The organism is Faecalicatena contorta (assembly GCF_003149105.1).
Classification (GTDB): Bacteria; Bacillota; Clostridia; order Lachnospirales; family Lachnospiraceae; genus Muricomes; species Muricomes contortus_C.
In genome coordinates this window covers 179,577-196,883 of the sequence record NZ_QGDS01000003.1, presented here as the reverse complement: position 1 = coordinate 196,883, position 17,307 = coordinate 179,577, and the positions used below count along the sequence as shown (strand labels likewise).

12 protein-coding genes and 2 tRNA genes are annotated in these 17,307 nt (G+C 41.9%); 12 read left to right on the top strand and 2 right to left on the bottom strand.

The window, feature by feature from the left end:
• Positions 1–92 precede the first annotated feature (92 nt).
• The 6 genes from A8805_RS06770 to A8805_RS06745 all read left to right on the top strand — a co-directional run bounded on the left by A8805_RS06770 (position 93) and on the right by A8805_RS06745 (position 6,599).
• The gene (locus tag A8805_RS06770) at positions 93–851 is read left to right on the top strand and encodes a TIGR03915 family putative DNA repair protein (protein WP_109709443.1); all 759 of its coding nucleotides are present in this window, start codon (positions 93–95) and stop codon (positions 849–851) included.
• A 176-nt stretch (positions 852–1,027) separates the two neighbouring features.
• Positions 1,028–1,471, top strand: coding sequence for an NfeD family protein (locus A8805_RS06765; RefSeq protein WP_109709442.1), 444 nt, complete (start codon positions 1,028–1,030; stop codon positions 1,469–1,471).
• A gap of 3 nt (positions 1,472–1,474) precedes the next feature.
• Entirely contained in the window at positions 1,475–2,410 is a 936-nt protein-coding gene (locus tag A8805_RS06760) for an SPFH domain-containing protein (protein ID WP_109709441.1), read from the top strand.
• Positions 2,411–2,474: 64 nt separating this feature from the next.
• Positions 2,475–3,197, top strand: a complete 723-nt coding sequence (locus tag A8805_RS06755) for a LytR/AlgR family response regulator transcription factor (RefSeq protein WP_109709440.1) — start codon at positions 2,475–2,477, stop codon at positions 3,195–3,197.
• Positions 3,190–4,041: a sensor histidine kinase gene (locus tag A8805_RS06750; RefSeq protein ID WP_109709439.1), complete on the top strand. Its 852-nt coding sequence runs from the start codon at positions 3,190–3,192 to the stop codon at positions 4,039–4,041. Before A8805_RS06755 ends, A8805_RS06750 begins: the two co-directional genes overlap by 8 nt.
• Positions 4,042–4,226: 185 nt before the next feature.
• A complete protein-coding gene (locus A8805_RS06745; protein WP_109709776.1) occupies positions 4,227–6,599 on the top strand; it encodes an ATP-dependent DNA helicase in 2,373 nt (790 codons plus the stop codon).
• A gap of 32 nt (positions 6,600–6,631) precedes the next feature.
• On the opposite strand, the gene A8805_RS06740 is transcribed toward A8805_RS06745, so the two are convergent.
• Positions 6,632–8,356, bottom strand: a complete 1,725-nt coding sequence (locus A8805_RS06740; protein WP_109709438.1) for a methyl-accepting chemotaxis protein — start codon at positions 8,354–8,356, stop codon at positions 6,632–6,634.
• 232 nt (positions 8,357–8,588) lie between these two features.
• Positions 8,589–9,464 carry a LysR family transcriptional regulator gene (locus A8805_RS06735; RefSeq protein ID WP_109709437.1) on the bottom strand — a complete coding sequence of 292 codons (876 nt, stop codon included), beginning with the start codon at positions 9,462–9,464 and terminating at the stop codon, positions 8,589–8,591.
• A gap of 138 nt (positions 9,465–9,602) precedes the next feature.
• Here A8805_RS06735 and A8805_RS06730 point away from each other — a divergent pair, with 138 nt between their 5' ends.
• The 6 genes from A8805_RS06730 (at position 9,603) to A8805_RS06705 (ending at position 17,231) form a co-directional block, all read left to right on the top strand.
• On the top strand, positions 9,603–10,304 hold the full coding sequence (locus A8805_RS06730) for a TIGR01906 family membrane protein (protein WP_109709436.1): 702 nt from the start codon (positions 9,603–9,605) through the stop codon (positions 10,302–10,304).
• Between the two features lie 89 nt (positions 10,305–10,393).
• On the top strand, positions 10,394–14,149 hold the full coding sequence (locus A8805_RS06725) for a phosphoribosylformylglycinamidine synthase (RefSeq protein WP_109709435.1): 3,756 nt from the start codon (positions 10,394–10,396) through the stop codon (positions 14,147–14,149).
• 185 nt (positions 14,150–14,334) lie between these two features.
• Positions 14,335–14,407: transfer RNA gene (locus A8805_RS06720), tRNA-Val, on the top strand.
• 22 nt (positions 14,408–14,429) lie between these two features.
• Positions 14,430–14,503, top strand: a tRNA-Met gene (locus A8805_RS06715).
• Positions 14,504–14,911: 408 nt separating this feature from the next.
• Positions 14,912–15,667: a LamB/YcsF family protein gene (locus A8805_RS06710; RefSeq protein WP_109709434.1), complete on the top strand. Its 756-nt coding sequence runs from the start codon at positions 14,912–14,914 to the stop codon at positions 15,665–15,667.
• Positions 15,668–15,884: 217 nt separating this feature from the next.
• The gene (locus A8805_RS06705; RefSeq protein ID WP_109709774.1) at positions 15,885–17,231 is read left to right on the top strand and encodes a dicarboxylate/amino acid:cation symporter; all 1,347 of its coding nucleotides are present in this window, start codon (positions 15,885–15,887) and stop codon (positions 17,229–17,231) included.
• The last annotated feature ends 76 nt before the right edge of the window (positions 17,232–17,307 follow it).

The following is a 17,307-nucleotide window of genomic DNA, read 5'->3' as shown; positions in this document are numbered from 1 at the left end:
TAAGGTTAAATACTACGCGGACGGTCGCCGGATGTTCATGTAAACATGTCCACTTGGCTCGCCGCTTTCGCGCGAATGAAGGAAGGATGGACATGAAACAGGTCTATATTTGTCATGATACGATTACAGGTATTTTTTCAGCTATACATGATGCATGGAAGGAAAACCGGGATGGAGATTCAGGCATTGCCCTGAGGGGAGTGATGATACCACAATTGTTCTGTGAATATATTGAAGTGGAGGAGACGATACAAAAATCCATTGCAGTGGAGAGGCTGATAAAGAAGAATTTGGGGTATAATGCATACTGGGATCTTTACCATGCATTATTGTCGGATGATTGTGAAAGGGCAGACGCGGTATACCATACGATGCTGGAAGCAAGAAAAGTAAAGGACAGTAAGAAGATAATGGAGCATTTGAGCAATCCCCATGTAGCGAAGGTGTTTGAACTGAGCAGAAAGGTTGCCAATGAGGCGCATTTCTTTACTGAATTTATCCGTTTCAGGGAACTTGAAAACGGGGTGATGCTTTCTGAGATTACACCAAAAGGTCAGGTTCTTACCTGCATTGCAGATCATTTTACAAACAGGTTTCCGCTGGAGCACTGGATGGTCTATGATAAGACCCACAGAGTATTTCTCGTTCATCAGGCAAGGAAAAACTGGGTGCTGGTCCAGGGTGAGATACTTGATACAGAAGCAGCAGGAAGAATATCAGAAGCGGAAGAGGAGTTTGCAAACCTATGGAAAGGATTCTGTAAGTCTATTTCTATTGAAGAGCGTGAAAACCTAAATTTACAGAGAAATCATCTTCCAATCCGCTTCCGGCAAAATATGACGGAGTTTTAAATACAGAAACACAGCAGGGAAAAACTGAACTGAGGGACAAGCTGGAGAGATTAAAGCAAGAAATCACTGCATTCACGCAAAAAGTATTGTATAATAGAAAAAACCGGATTAACATATAATTATCATCAGGAAAAATAAAAAGCCAGATGAAATAAAATCTGAGAGAAGGGAGAAGTATGGAGAGAGAAGCTTTTATATGGCTTGGACTGTTGATTATTTTTTTGGTAATCGAGATTATAACGGTTGGCTTGACCTCGATCTGGCTGGCCGGAGGAGCTCTGGCAGCATTGCTTCTTAACATTGCCAATCTAAATTTGATGTGGCAGATAAGTGCATTTTTCGTTGTCTCATTTTTACTATTGTTTTTTACCCGGCCTTTTGCGGTAAAATACATAAATGCTCATCATGAGAAGACGAATTATGAAGGTATAATTGGTAAGATAGTCAGAGTTACAGAGACTGTAGATAACCTGGCACAAACAGGAACAGCAGTTGTAGGAGGCCTGGAATGGACGGCGAGAGCCGAGAAGGATGAAGATGTATTGGAGCCGGGAACACTGGCGAAGGTAGTCAGTATATCCGGAGTGAAACTGATTGTAAAAAAATATGAGGAGGAATAGAGTATGGGAACTTTTATTTTGATTGCTATATTAATAATTGTACTTTTTATCCTGATTACAAGTATCAGGATTGTGCCCCAGGCATATGCGTATGTACTGGAGCGCCTGGGAGGGTACAGGGCTACATGGAGTGTGGGACTTCATTTTAAGATTCCGATTATCGAAAGAGTTGCAAGGAAAGTGTCTTTAAAAGAGCAGGTGGTAGATTTTGAGCCCCAGGCGGTAATCACAAAGGATAACGTAACTATACAGATTGATACGGTTATATTTTTTCAGATTACAGACCCGAAGCAGTATGCATATGGTGTAGAAAATCCCATATCTGCTATTGAGAATCTGACAGCTACCACACTGCGTAATATTATCGGTGATTTGGAACTGGATGAAACATTGACATCCAGGGAGACCATCAACTCTAAGATGCGTACATCTCTCGATATTGCTACCGACCCGTGGGGAATAAAAGTAAACCGCGTAGAATTGAAGAACATTATGCCTCCAAAAGCGATCCAGGATGCAATGGAGAAACAGATGAAGGCAGAGCGTGAACGAAGAGAGGCAATTCTGAGAGCAGAAGGTGAGAAGAAATCTACCATTCTTGTAGCGGAAGGTGAGAAGGAATCTGTTATTCTGGAAGCGGAAGCTGCAAAAGAGTCGGCCATTTTGAGAGCAGAGGCTGAGAAGCAGAAGAGAATCAAGGAGGCGGAAGGACAGGCGGAAGCTATCCTGAGTGTGCAGAAAGCAACTGCCCAGGGAATTGAATTTATTAAGGCAGCGGGTGCTGATGATGCGGTGCTTACAATTAAGAGCCTGGAGGCATTTGCCAAAGCAGCGGACGGCAAGGCAACAAAGATTATCATTCCATCGGAATTACAGGGAATTGCAGGCTTGACCAAGACTATTTCAGAAGTTGCACGGTATGAAAAACCAGAGGAGTAGGATGAGGAAGTAACGCAGTGAATTATGAATGTCCGCTTTAAATTTACAGAATCAGGAGTCGGTAATGGCTAGAATTTTTGTGCTGGAAGATGACGGGGCGAGCAGAAGTGCTCTAAAAGAAATGCTATATAGTATATCGGCTGATATAACGGTGGATACAGCAAAAGGCCTGGCGGAAGCCAGGCTATTGCTGGATAGCACCGTTTCTTTTGATTTATTTTTACTAGATGTAAATCTGGACAAAGAGAATAGAGATGATTCTGGCGGACTGCTATTCGCAGAAGAAGTGCGTAGTGTGATGAAGTATGAATTTACTCCAATTGTTATGATTACATCAATTGCTTCGATGGAGATAGAGGCTTACCGGAAGATACACTGTTATCAGTATATACTCAAGCCTTATAATAAAGAAGAAGTACAGACTGTAGTAAAAAGGGTCCTGTCACATATCAAGGTGAAAGAAAAGCCATTTATTATTGTAAAGAAAAAAGGAATTAACTATAAGATTCTATGTGAAGATATTGTCTTTTGCAAAGCGATTCCAAGAGGAGTCTGCCTTTACCTGAAAGAGGAACAGATGGAAATCCCATATCTTTCTATCCGTCAGCTTTTGGATAAACTGCCGAAAGAGGGGTTTTTCCAATGCCACAGAATGTTTGTTGTGAATATGGCGTATGTAAGATATTATGACCTAGTGAATCAGATGATTCAGGTAGAAGGTTATGTGGAGAGTATTGACATCGGAATTACATATAAAACCGAAGTCAGGAGGCTGCTGAATGATTAAATCATGGAAAAGAATTCTTTACAGGGTGTTTTGCTTTCTCTCACTCGTCATTGCGGTATATCTTGTAGTTGACTTGAGGATAAGCCGTACTTTAGATTTGAAGATGATTACCGTCTTGCTTTTGTTTCTGACTGCCGTTATTTGGGGGACCATAGAATGGAAGCTGAATAATGATATCATACAGGAGCAGGAAAAGGAGATAAAAATGTATGAACTTTATATTCAGCCAATGGAGGAATTGGTAAAGGAAATACGGGCTGCACAGCATGAGTTTGATAATCATCTCAATGCGATTGTGAATATGCATCTTACGGTAGATTCCTATGAAGAACTGGTAGAAAACCAGTCTGAGTATATTAAGGCAATCAGCAGAGACGGGGGGAAGCAGTATCTGCCCCTTTTGCGTATTAGTGATAAGGTTCTGGCCGGATTTTTATATAGCAAGATTGTCAGTTCCAGAGAAAATATCGAAACAGAGATAGAAGTACGCAGTAAGGAAATTATTTCAAGAGTGTCCGAGCACAGTATGATAGAGATTGTAGGAGTGTTGGTTGACAATGCTTACGAAGCATGTCCGCCAAATGGCGGAAAAGTCAAAATGATACTGGATTCCCGGCAGGACTATTTGATTTTTCAAATATGCAACCAGCATGAGAAAGTATCCCTTGAGAAAATCGGAAGCTTCTTTGAAAACGGATACTCTACGAAAAATAAAAAGCCCGGCAGCAGAGGGCTTGGGCTGTACCGTGCCAGATTCATTGTAGAGAAAGCAGGAGGAGAAATCACCGTAGCACAAAAGGAGATTGGAGGAGAAAACTATATCCAGTTCACAGTTGTGATATGACCGATAGTGATTAGCGAAACATTGAACACTTGGCGAGGTTTTTCACGAGCCTAGTGAGAAAGTTCACCTTTGTGGTGTGTATTTTCAAGCTTAGCACGTAGGTCGTTCTTTGAGATTAGAGAGGTGCTTTCGAGCTTAGCGAAAAGAACTTCACTGATAGTGATTAGCGAGGTATAATGACAGACATGGATGAAAGAGAATTGATTAAGATATCTGTCCGGAATCTGGTAGAATTTATTCTGCGTGAGGGGGACATAGACAATAGAAGATCAGGCAGCATGGATAAAGATATCATGCAGCAGGGGAGCAGAATCCATCGCAAGCTTCAGCGGCGAATGGGTTCTAATTATCGTGCCGAGGTTTCCCTGAAAACTCAGGTGCCCTGTGAGGGATTTCTTCTTCAGGTAGAGGGCAGGGCCGATGGTATTATAGAGGACGATGAAGGAATTATGATAGATGAAATCAAGGGAGTTTTAAAGGACTTGATACATATTGGGGAACCTTCTAATGTGCACCTTGCACAGGCCAAGTGCTATGCTTATATCTATGGTACTCAGGAAAATCTTAAAAAAATCCGTGTTCAGATGACCTATTGTCATTTGGAGACAGAAGAATTGAAACGATTTTCCCAGACTTATGTGCTGAAAGAGCTGGAAGAATGGTTTTTGGACCTGGTAAAAAAATACGAAAAGTGGGCCAGATTCCAGATTGAATGGAGAGCAGCGCGGGAGGCTTCTATTAAACCTCTTGAGTTTCCCTTTGATTACAGAGATGGGCAGCGGGATATTGTGACCTCGGTCTACCGGACGATACTCAGAAAGAAGAAGCTGTTCGTACAAGCCCCTACGGGGGTGGGAAAGACGATGGCAACTGTATTTCCGGCAGTAAAAGCGGTAGGGGAAGGCCTGGGTGAACGAATCTTTTATCTGACAGCAAAAACCATTACCAGGACAGTGGCGGAACAGTCATTTTATATACTAAAGGAACTGGGGCTGAGATTTAAAGTCATCACACTTACTGCAAAGGAAAAAATCTGTTTTTGTGAAGAAACGATTTGTAACCCGGATAATTGCCCTTATGCAAAAGGACATTATGACAGGGTGAACGAGGCAGTATTTGACATGATTATTCATTCCGACGATATGAGCAGAGACTCTTTGGAAGCACAGGCGAAGAAGCACAATGTCTGCCCTTTTGAGATGGCTCTTGATGTATCACTTTGGGCAGATGCGGTTATCTGTGATTACAACTACGTATTTGATCCCAATGCACATTTGAAGCGCTTCTTCTCTGAAGGAAATAAGGGAGAATACCTTTTTCTGATTGATGAGGCGCACAATCTTGTAGAGCGGGGCCGGGAAATGTATAGTGCTGCTTTATATAAAGAAGATGTTCTTGAAATGAAGCGCCTTGTAAAAGCAGAAGATGCCAGTCTGGCAAAAAGGCTGGATGAATGCAACAAGCAGTTTCTTCTTCTGAAAAGAGAATGTGAGAATTATCAGATTCTGGATGGAGTTTCACACATTGCTGTGAAATTAATGAATATTATGTCCGGGATAGAAGAGTATCTGGAAGAGGTGCAGGAGGAAGAGAAAAGAGAGCAGGTACTGAACTTTTATTTCCAGCTGCGGGATTTTTTGAATATCTATGATGTTTTAGATGAAAATTATGTAATTTATACGGAACTTGAGCAAGACGGCCGTTTTAAGATAAAATTACTCTGTGTGAATCCGTCTGTAAACCTTCAGACATATTTGGAGCAGGGAAACAGTACTATATTTTTTTCTGCAACATTGCTGCCCATCCATTACTATAAAAAGCTTCTGAGTGTAGAAAGGGAGGACTATGCTATTTATGCCCTGTCCTCTTTTCCAAGGGAAAACCGCCTGATTCTGCTGGGGACGGATGTCAGCTCCAAGTATACAATGCGGGGAGAGGCTATGTATCAGAAGTTTGCAAAGTATATTTTAAACGTGGTGGAGTCAAAAAAGGGAAATTACATGATTTTTTTTCCGTCATACCGGTTTATGGAAGATGTTTCTGAATACTTTCAGAAGGAAATTGAGGAAAGAACGGATATAGAATGTATTATTCAGTCTCAGTATATGGGCGAAGAGGCCCGGGAGATATTTTTGGAGAACTTTGAGGAGGACAGAGAGTGCAGTCTTGCAGGGTTCTGTGTGTTGGGAGGGATTTTTTCAGAAGGAATAGACCTTGCAAAAGACCGGCTGATAGGTGCAATTATTGTAGGTACAGGATTACCTCAAGTATGCAATGACAGGGAGATATTGAAACAGTATTTTGACAGCAGGAATATGAGAGGGTTTGACTATGCCTATTTATATCCTGGAATGAATAAAGTCTTGCAGTCTGCCGGAAGGGTGATACGGACTGAAGAAGACAAAGGTGTTATAGTTTTGTTGGATGAACGTTTTCAGGGAAGGCAGTACCAGGAAATTTTCCCTAGGGAATGGGATGGATACCGGACATGCAGACTGGAAAATCTCAAAGAAAGTATAGATGATTTCTGGAAAAAGCGGTGCCCTATAGCTGAGTAATTCAGCCATAAGGCACCGCTTTAATGTTAACTTTAAAGGACGCTTTCAACTTCGTTTAACTTGAATTTCGCTACAAACTCTTCTAATAAGTGAGACTGACTGGATAATTCCTGACTTGCGGCTGCACTTTCTTCGGAAGTAGCTGCATTCGTCTGGATGACAGAGGAAATCTGCTCTATACCTTGATTTATTTGAGTGATTGATGCAGCCTGCTCCTGTGAAGCAGACGCAATTTTGTTAATTAAGGTGATAGATTCAGCGGTTATCTCTTCACTCTTATGTAAAGAATCGGCGGTGCTGTCTGCAATCCGGGTCGCATTTTTAACAGCCTCAACGGTTGCTTCGATTAAAGCTGTGGTATCTTTTGCTGCCTCAGCCGATTTTCCGGCAAGGTTTCTCACTTCGTCCGCTACAACGGCAAAACCCTTACCAGCTTCTCCCGCCCGGGCAGCTTCAATTGCCGCGTTTAATGCGAGTATGTTTGTCTGAAATGAGATATCATCAATCATTTTAATGATTTTTGAAATCTCAGCCGATTTAAGGTTGATTTGCTCCATTGCCATAACCATATCCCGCATTTGTTCATTGCTGATATGCATCTCTTTTCCTGCAAATTCCACTTTGCTGTATGCCGACGATGCATTTTCAGCATTTTGGCTGATTTGTACGGTAACCTGTGAAATAGATGAAGATAATTGTTCTACGGCGCTTGCCTGTTCCGTTGCACCATGGGAAAGAGCCTGAGCGGTATTGGCAATTTGTCCTGCACCGCTGTTTACCTGCTCCGCTGAGTGATTTATCTGTGACATTGTGGCATTTAAATTCAAAAGCAATGCCTGCATATGCTCTTTTAATTTTTGGAATTGGCCCGCATATTCCTTTTGCAGCTCAACCGTTAAATCTCCTCTGGAGATTGTTGATAAGGCATCCGAGATTTCGTCAATATATTCCTGGTAATTTACCAATTGTCCAATGGTAAGGTGAAATGCTTTTGCAAGCTGCCCGATTTCATCCTTGGATTTCACAGAGAGCTCTACATCAAAGTTACCGCCGGCAATCTGCTGGGCTGCTTTTGTAATTTTCCGAATGGGGTTCGCAATTCCGCTGCTGGTGAAATAAACTATAACAGCGGCAAAAAGCAATACTATGACCATCAATACTGCTACAATTGTAATTGTAGAACGAAGCCCCTGATTAAAAATATGATCAATAGACTGCATAGGCACACCTACGAAATAAATCCCTATCACTTGCTGGCTGCTGTCATATACAGGTTCGTATCGTGTCATATACTGGTTTCCAAGAATATTAGCTTCCCCCAGTGCAGTGTTTCCTTTTGATATTTCTTTGTATGCTATTCCAGTGGTATCTAACTGGGTTCCGACGATTCGCTCACCGCTGTCATCTTTAATGGTCGTAAGCACCCGGGTATAATCACTGCCGTCTTTTACAAAAACAGTGGCAACAACATTCATGTTTTCTGCTAATTTATCAATGGCATCATAATTTCCGGCAATTTCCTGATTGTTTTTATCAACCAGCTGTCCGTCACTGTTTAAGTTTAGGGAACCGAATTCGGCTTCAAGGTAAATATTAATCATATTACCTGCGCTGGTTAATTGCTCTTCTACCTGTGACTGAATGATTTTGTCTGTTGTCCTGAAGCTCTCAAAAACTCCCATTATTACCGTTAATAAGGATGTGACAGTAACGAGAATGAGAGTAGTTAGGATTAGCTTTCCCTTTAAACTTTTCATACAATAAAACCTCCGAAGGTATATTTAGTATCCATTGAAGTCATCTTTGGCGTTTTCTGTGCTATGAATTATATTTATATTGTGCAGGGAGAGAAAGCAAAACGATGTGCACTGTCAAGTGATATGACAAAACATACCATATTTCGACATAAAAATCAATATTTTTGTAGTGGCATGAGATTTTTTATGCAGAACGTGTGATTTAGCTGCAGCAGTAGGGCAATAAACTTGTTTAAAAGTAGTTCAAGAATTCCTGTGCGGCTTTTGATAAAGGTACCTGTTCGTTATAGGCAATGATAAGCTCCCTTTCCGGCAGTTCTTCTTTTGTCTCCACAATGAACAAATCCTGAAGATTATCCGTGATGCAGTAATCTGGTATAAATGCGATTCCCAGCCCGATACGTGCCAGATCTATGAGAAGGTCGTTACTGGTTAATTCAATTTCAGGAACAAGGTCCAGATGATGCTGCTGGAATAACCGGTGAAGGAATTCACTTGTTGTACTTTGCTTATCCAACATTAAAATGGGATATTGGGCAAGCTGTCCATAAGTGAGTTTTTTGTCCTTTAAGTCTTCAAAAGATTGATTGGCTATAAAAACATCCCGGAATGTTTTGATTTTTTTTATGGAAGACACGTTACTCAGGTAGTTGTTGGGATAGTTTGCCACAATCAGGTCTACCTGGCCAAGCTCCAGTAGTTCCACACACTTTATAGAGGTCTGGTTGATGACCTTAATATGTGCGTTTGGAAATGTCTTATGAAATCTTTCTAAATAGGGAACTAGAAAGTAACGGCAGATGGTGTCACTGGCTCCAATCCGGATTTGCCCGCCGGTGGAAGCTGCATCCAAAAGCTGGGCCTCTCCTCTGTGTATCAGGTGCATGGCCGGTTCAATATGACGCAGGAGTATTTCCCCTTCCGGCGTTAATTGGACCCGTTTTGTGCTGCGGATGAACAGCGTCTGGTCAAGCCTGCGTTCTAATGTTTTAATAGATTGGCTTACGGCTGACTGAGAAATGAAAAGCTGTTTGGATGCTTCCGAAAAGCTTAAGGCAGATGCCACATAATAAAACACTTTGTACAATTCATAATTGATATCCACTATTAGACCTCCTAATAAATATTGTTTGTATTATAAGTCGGATTGAGGTGAATTACAACCTATATTATGTTAAAATAAGAAAGGTTATCATGGCAAGTACGCGCGGGTACACTTGAAATAATGTGAATAGGAGACGTCAGGATGAAAAAAGTAGTACATTGGATATTAGGAGTTATTTTGTCATTTGCTGTAATCATGGTTCTTTTGATTTCCAGTTTTCAGGCTGCAATGTATATGGATTTTAGTTTTTATGAGAAAGAGTATGAAAAGTATGATGTACTTTCTGATTTGAATATGAAGATGGAAGATGTGATGTATGTTACTCACGAAATGATGGATTATTTGAAAGGCGACCGGGAAAACTTAGAGGTGATTACAACAGTAGAGGGGAAAGAGCAGGATTTTTTCAATGAGCAGGACAAACTGCATATGGCAGATGTACAGGGACTGTTTATAGGCGGCCTCAATCTTAGGATGGGAAGTCTCATTGTTTTGATTGTCTGCCTGGTTCTTCTGATATTGACAAAGGGAAACTGGAAATATATCATTCCGAGAGCATTTCAGATTGCTTTGGGCATAAGCGGGGCAGCCGCGGCAATACTGGCATTTCTGTTCTCCAGGGACTTTACGGCTGCTTTTACAAAATTTCATGAGATTTTCTTTACAAATGATTTATGGATATTCGATCCGGCCACGGATTATATGATTCGGATGCTGCCAGAAGGTCTGTTCTTTGATTTTGTCATAAGGATAGGAGGGATTTTTGCGGCAGGTTTGATTCTTCTGTTGATTTGCAGTGTGATATGGAGAAAAAATACAAAGATTAACAATGCTAATGAGTGAGTTTAATTATATTAATTATACTTATGAAAAAAAGTATGCTAGGATAGTAAGAAGAGTACTGCGGCAGCAAAATGCAAAGGAGATTGTTTATGAGTGACGTAAAACGTGTGTATGTGGAGAAGAAGCCTGAGTTTGCCGTTGCGGCAAAGGAATTGAGACATGAAATTAAGCATTATCTGGGAATTGGGACGGTGACGGGAATCCGTGTCCTGATTCGTTATGATGTAGAAAATATTTCTGACACAACATTTGAAAAAGCATGCAGCGGTGTCTTTGCAGAACCTCCCGTTGATATGTTGTATCATGAGCATTTTCCGGTAGAAGAAGGAAGGCGCTGCTTTTCTGTGGAATACCTTCCGGGACAGTTCGACCAGAGGGCGGATTCTGCGGAGCAGTGTGTGCAGTTTATAAAAGAAGAAGAAAAACCGGTCATCCGGACCGCTGTGACATATATAATTGAAGGGACCGTGACAGAAGCGGAGTTCGAGGCGATAAAGAATCACTGTATTAACCCTGTGGATTCCAGAGAAACGGGTATGGAAAAACCGGAGACACTGGTAACTGTCTCTCCGGAGCCGGAAGATGTTAAGATACTGGATGGTTTCCGTGATATGTATAGTCCGGAATTGAAAAGCCTGTATGATTCTCTTGGACTGGCAATGACATTTAAGGATTTTCTTCATATACAAAACTATTACAGAAATGAAGAGGACCGGGACCCTACAATGACGGAAATCCGGGTGCTTGATACCTATTGGTCGGACCACTGCCGCCATACTACATTTTCTACTGAGCTGAAAGATATCACTTTTGGGGAAGGAGATTATAAGGAGCCTATCGTCCGTACCTATCATCAATACTTGAAGGATCACAGTGAGATATTTGCGGGCAGAGAGGATAAATTTATTTGTTTGATGGATTTGGCATTGATGGCAATGCGTAAGTTAAAGAAGGAAGGAAAGCTTCAGGACCAGGAGGAATCTGAGGAAATCAATGCATGCAGCATTGTAGTTCCGGTAAAAGTGAATGGAATAGAAGAGGAATGGCTGATTAATTTTAAAAATGAAACTCATAACCATCCTACGGAAATTGAGCCTTTCGGAGGGGCGGCCACTTGTCTTGGCGGTGCAATCCGTGACCCTCTTTCCGGCCGGACTTATGTGTATCAGGCTATGCGGGTAACCGGGGCAGCAGATCCTACGGTTCCTGTTCAGGATACGGTAAAGGGTAAGCTCCCACAGAAAAAACTGGTGCGCGGTGCAGCCCGGGGCTACAGTTCTTACGGAAATCAGATTGGCCTTGCTACAGGGGCTGTAAAGGAGATTTATCATCCTGATTATGTGGCAAAACGTATGGAAATCGGAGCGGTGCTGGGTGCGGCACCGAGACGGGCAGTAATTCGGGAGACGTCTGATCCTGGGGATATCATCATTTTACTGGGCGGACGTACCGGACGTGATGGCTGCGGCGGAGCAACCGGATCTTCCAAAGTTCATACGGAGGAATCCATTGAGACCTGCGGTGCGGAAGTCCAGAAGGGAAATCCACCTACAGAGCGCAAGATTCAGCGTTTGTTCCGAAGAGAAGAGGTAAGTAAATTAATCAAAAAATGTAATGACTTTGGCGCCGGAGGAGTTTCCGTTGCCATTGGGGAACTGGCAGACGGGCTTCGTGTAGATTTGGATAAAGTACCGAAGAAGTATGCCGGACTGGACGGAACGGAGATTGCAATTTCCGAATCCCAGGAGAGGATGGCAGTTGTAGTAGATCCGAAAGATGCAAACCAGTTCCTGGCTTTTGCAAAGGAAGAAAATCTGGAAGCTGTAGAGGTGGCTGTGGTTACAGAATCTCCAAGACTGGTGCTGATATGGAGAGGAAAAGAAATTGTAAACGTTTCCCGTGCATTTCTGGATACCAACGGCGCTCATCAGGAGACATCTGTAGAAGTCGAGATTCCGGGCAAGGAAGGAAATCTTTTTGTAAAAGAAGAGTTGGAAGATGTAAAAGAAAAATGGCTAAGAGTGCTGAGAGATTTGAACGTATGCTCCCAAAAGGGCCTTGTTGAAATGTTTGACGGGTCCATTGGGGCAGGCTCTGTGTTTATGCCTCATGGCGGAAAATATCAGATGACAGAGACACAGGCGATGGTAGCTAAGGTGCCCGTTTTAACTGGAAAGACTGATAGTGTTTCTATGATGAGCTTTGGGTTTGATCCTTACCTCTCCAGTTGGAGTCCTTATCATGGAGCCATTTATGCGGTGGTAGAATCTGTAGCAAAGATTGTGGCATCCGGGGGCGACTACAAGAAAATACGTTTTACATTCCAGGAATATTTCCGCAGGATGACAGAGGAGCCAAAGAGATGGAGCCAGCCTTTTGCAGCTCTGCTTGGCGCCTACGATGCACAGCTTGGATTTGGTCTGCCTTCTATCGGCGGAAAAGATAGTATGTCCGGAACATTCCAGGATATAGATGTGCCTCCTACACTGGTCTCTTTTGCAGTGGCTATGGCAACGGACAGGGAAATTATTACTCCGGAATTAAAACAGGCCGGAAATAAACTTGTATGGATGAGAATTGAGAAAGACAACTATGATCTTCCGGTATACAGCCAGTTAATGGAACAGTACAGCAAATTTGCAGATGATATCCACAGCGGCAGAATCGTATCAGCTTATGCACCAGACCGCCATGGAGTGATTCCGGCTGTCAGCAAAATGGCGTTTGGCAATGGATTTGGCCTGAAAATAGAACATAATATGGATGCAGGAGATTTATTTGCTCCCGCATTTGGGGACCTTATTGCTGAAGTTCCCAGGGACCAGGTTGGAAAACTCGGTATTACCTACACTGTAATCGGTGAGGCAACGAATGATCAGACATTCCGTTATGGAAACATTGCAATCAGCTTGGAAGAAGCTATGGGTGCATGGACAGAAACTCTGGAAAAAGTTTTTGCTACAAAATCTACAGCAGACAGTGATGAGGTGCTGGAAGAAAAGCTTTATGATACAAAGGACGTTCATATCTGCAGTCATAAAATAGGACAGCCGTCTGTATTTATACCGGTATTTCCTGGGACAAATTGTGAATATGACAGCCGGAAGGCTTTTGAGCGCGCAGGGGCAGCAGTAACTACAAAAGTTTTCAGAAATATGGATGCATCAGATATCCGTAATTCAGTGGAGGAGTTTGAGAAAGAAATTTCTCAGGCACAGATTATTATGTTCCCCGGTGGATTTAGTGCAGGTGATGAGCCTGATGGTTCTGCCAAATTCTTCGCTACAGCGTTTCAAAATGCAAAGATAAAAGAAGCAGTAGAAAAGCTGCTTCAGGAAAGAGATGGGCTTGTTTTAGGGATTTGCAATGGATTCCAGGCCCTCATCAAGCTGGGACTTGTTCCTCATGGCAGGATTATAGGACAGACAGAAAATTCACCTACATTAACTTATAATACAATCGGGCGCCACGTTTCTAAAATGGTTTATACAAAGGTGGTTACGAATAAATCTCCATGGCTTCAGGAAGCACAGCTTGGAGGAGTATATACGAATCCTGCATCCCACGGAGAAGGAAGATTTGTTGCCAGTGAGGAATGGCTGGATAAGCTGTTCGCAAATGGGCAGGTTGCAACTCAGTATTGTGACCCGGATGGCGTTACCAGTATGAAAGAAGAGTGGAATGTAAATGGTTCTTATAGAGCGATTGAAGGTATCACCAGCCCTGATGGCCGTGTGCTTGGGAAAATGGCTCATTCTGAGAGACGGGATGATTCAGTAGCAATCAATATCTATGGAGAGCAGGATTTGAAAATATTTGAATCCGGGGTGAAATACTTTAAGTAGGATTTAGGTAAAATTTCGGCAAAAGAACGGTTTCCAACGACATAGAAGGAAAGACTTTTGCCGGAAAAACCTGAAAAGCTAAAAAAGTTGAAAAAACAGGAAAAAAGTGTTGACATTTGATGAAAGTTGATAGTATAATAGCAAAGCAGGTTGCGGGTGAGACAAACCAAAACCGGTAAAGATATGGGGTCTTAGCTCAGCTGGGAGAGCATCTGCCTTACAAGCAGAGGGTCATAGGTTCGAGCCCTATAGGCCCCATACAATTTCAAATATTGCACATGGCGGAATAGCTCAGTTGGCTAGAGCACACGGTTCATACCCGTGGTGTCGCTGGTTCAAATCCAGTTTCCGCTACTTGATTTAAAGCCCGTTTTACGGGCTTTTTTCATGTTCACTCAATCATTTATCATAATGAAAATCATCTCATAGAAGGGTGCCTGTCTTGGGACATATTTAAGTCGTCAGAGCATTTGTTGTCAAACCCATGTTGAAATAAAAAGATTTTTAGGAACAGATTAAGAGTGTTAAGGACACTTCGTTATTAGTTTTACTAATTTCGATGTGTCTTTTTACATGAGAAATTCCTTGTATGTAAAGTATTTTTCCAGTACAGTTAAAAATAAAAAATGTTAATATTTTACAATGAAATAATTTATTTTATTCTTGATTCATGAAATGTTATACTTTAACCAATTAAAGAAGAAAAAAACTACGAGCCGGTAACTGTTATAATAACGAAATAGGAAAGAGAAGGTGGATATCATGTACAGTATTGATTTGAACAGTGATATGGGAGAAAGCTTTGGGGATTACAAGCTCGGGGGTGATGAGGAAATCATCAAGTATGTAACGACCGCCAATGTAGCCTGTGGATGGCATGCGGGAGACCCCATGGTAATGGACAAAGTCGTTCGTATGGCAAAGGAAAGAAATGTCATGGTTGGTGCACATCCGGGGTATCCGGATCTTATGGGATTTGGACGCAGAAAGATGGTACTTTCTCATGATGAAGTAAAGAATTATGTCAGATATCAGATTGGAGCTTTGGCTGCATTTACACAAAGCTATGGCATGAAGCTGCAGCATGTAGCGCCTCACGGTGCGATGGGAAATGCCTGCCAGTATGATGAGGATATTTCGACAGCAATTTGTGAAGCGATTTGTGAGTATGATAAAGATTTGATCGTGTATTACTGTGCTGGTGCGGTTCTTGGTAAGATTGCGGAAAGCAAAGGATTACGAATCGCTTCTGAAATCTTTGCGGACAGGGCGTACATGGATGATCTTTCACTGGTTCCAAGGAAGATGGAAGGTTCCATGATTACAGACGAAGAAATTGCAATCCAGAGATGCGTGAGAATGATTAAAGAAGGAAAAGTCACATCTATCAATGGAAAAGAGCTGGACATCAAAGGGGATACACTTTGTGTACACGGGGACGGTCCGAAAGCGCTGGCTTTTGTTCAAAGAATCCGTGAGAAATTTACAGAAGAGGGAATCGAAATTAAACATTTGTAAACCGAGAAAAAGAAAATAGACAGGAAGCCTAAAAAAGATAGAAAATGGAATAATGCATATTCCATAGTATAGGAGATGCTGGACAAATCAATGAGGATTTAGCGCAAGGAATAATTGCGTAGATTTGTCTGGTATTTTTTATGTATTAGGAAACTCCCGCCTGTGGGTGATGAGTGATAGATTATTTTCTAAAAAAGGTAAAGGAAGGATGAAAAAAATGAGTAAAGAGAGAAAGAAGAACTCGGTAGTAAAAAACATGATGATTGCGCTGGTAAGCGGTCTGATTGTCGGTATTGCATTCCTGTTGTTGAGAGAGCAGCTGGTCAATGCAGGTCGAGAAGATGTGTGGGGGGTAATTAATAAATTACTCTTCCAGGACATTATGGCGAAAGATGGTGTCGGCGCTCTGGGTCTGTTCTATATCGTTGGGCAGTTGTTCATGAGGGGGCTGCAGATGGCAATCGTACCATTGGTGCTGGTATCTCTGAGCCTTGCTATGTGCAGTATCTCCAGTTCATCAAAGCTGGGAAGAATTGCGGGACGTACCGTGCTCGGATTTGTATCGTTTTATATGGTAGGTGCATTTTTTGGCGGCGTGGTGGCATTCGGAATGAAAACGGCTGGGTTCTTTGATGTTACACTTCCAAGTGAAGCAGTTACAGATGCGGCTACGATTGATGTTTTCAACCCTCTGTCAGTGCTTGTTGAGGCGGTGCCTTCTAATATCACGTTCGTGTTCAGCAACAATAACAGCATTCTTGCGGTTGTAGTTGTGGCAATCATAATGGGATTGTGCATGAATATGCTGGGTGAAAAAACAGATCCGCTGAAGAAAGTTCTGGAAAGCGGAAGTGAAGTAATTAATCTCTATTTGACTTTCTTGATCAATAGAGTTGGTCCAATTGCAATCTTTTGCCTGATTTCCCGTACATTTGCAATTTATGGAATCGAGTATCTGGCACCGGCAGCGGCCTATATTGTTGGCGCAATGATTACATTGTTTATCCTTGTAGTAACGATTTATCCAATCGGTATTTGGATTACTACGAAATTAAATCCAATTCAGTTTATTAAGAAGATTGCAAAGGTTGGAGTGCTTGGATTTTCTACAAACTCCTCTGCTGCATGTCTGCCACTGAACATAAGAACCAACCAGAATGAACTGGGTTGCAGTGAAGAGATTACTAGTTTTGTACTTCCTACAGGAATGACCATTAATATGAATGGTACGACAGTTATGCATATGTTTGCAGCTACCTTTATAGCAACAAGTGCAGGGATTAATGTAACACCTTCACAACTGGTTGTTGTAGCATTTTTGTCTATCGCTGCAGCAATGGGATGCCCGGCAATTCCGATTGCGGGAACAACGCTGATTGTAACTCTCCTTTCTGGAATGGGATGGACATCAGATGCATGTATGATTGCTTATGCACTGGTTGTAGCAATTAACCGCCCGGTAGAGATGGCGCTTCTGCCGTTGAATGTTATTGGCGATGCAACTGTTAATGTCATTGTAAATCAGAAAGAGAAAGAATTAGATTTGGATGTTTATAATAGCTAAATATAGAAAATGTTAATATTATACATATAAATTATTAAGTTGCTTTCCTATTATTCCAATGATATCATTTTTTGAG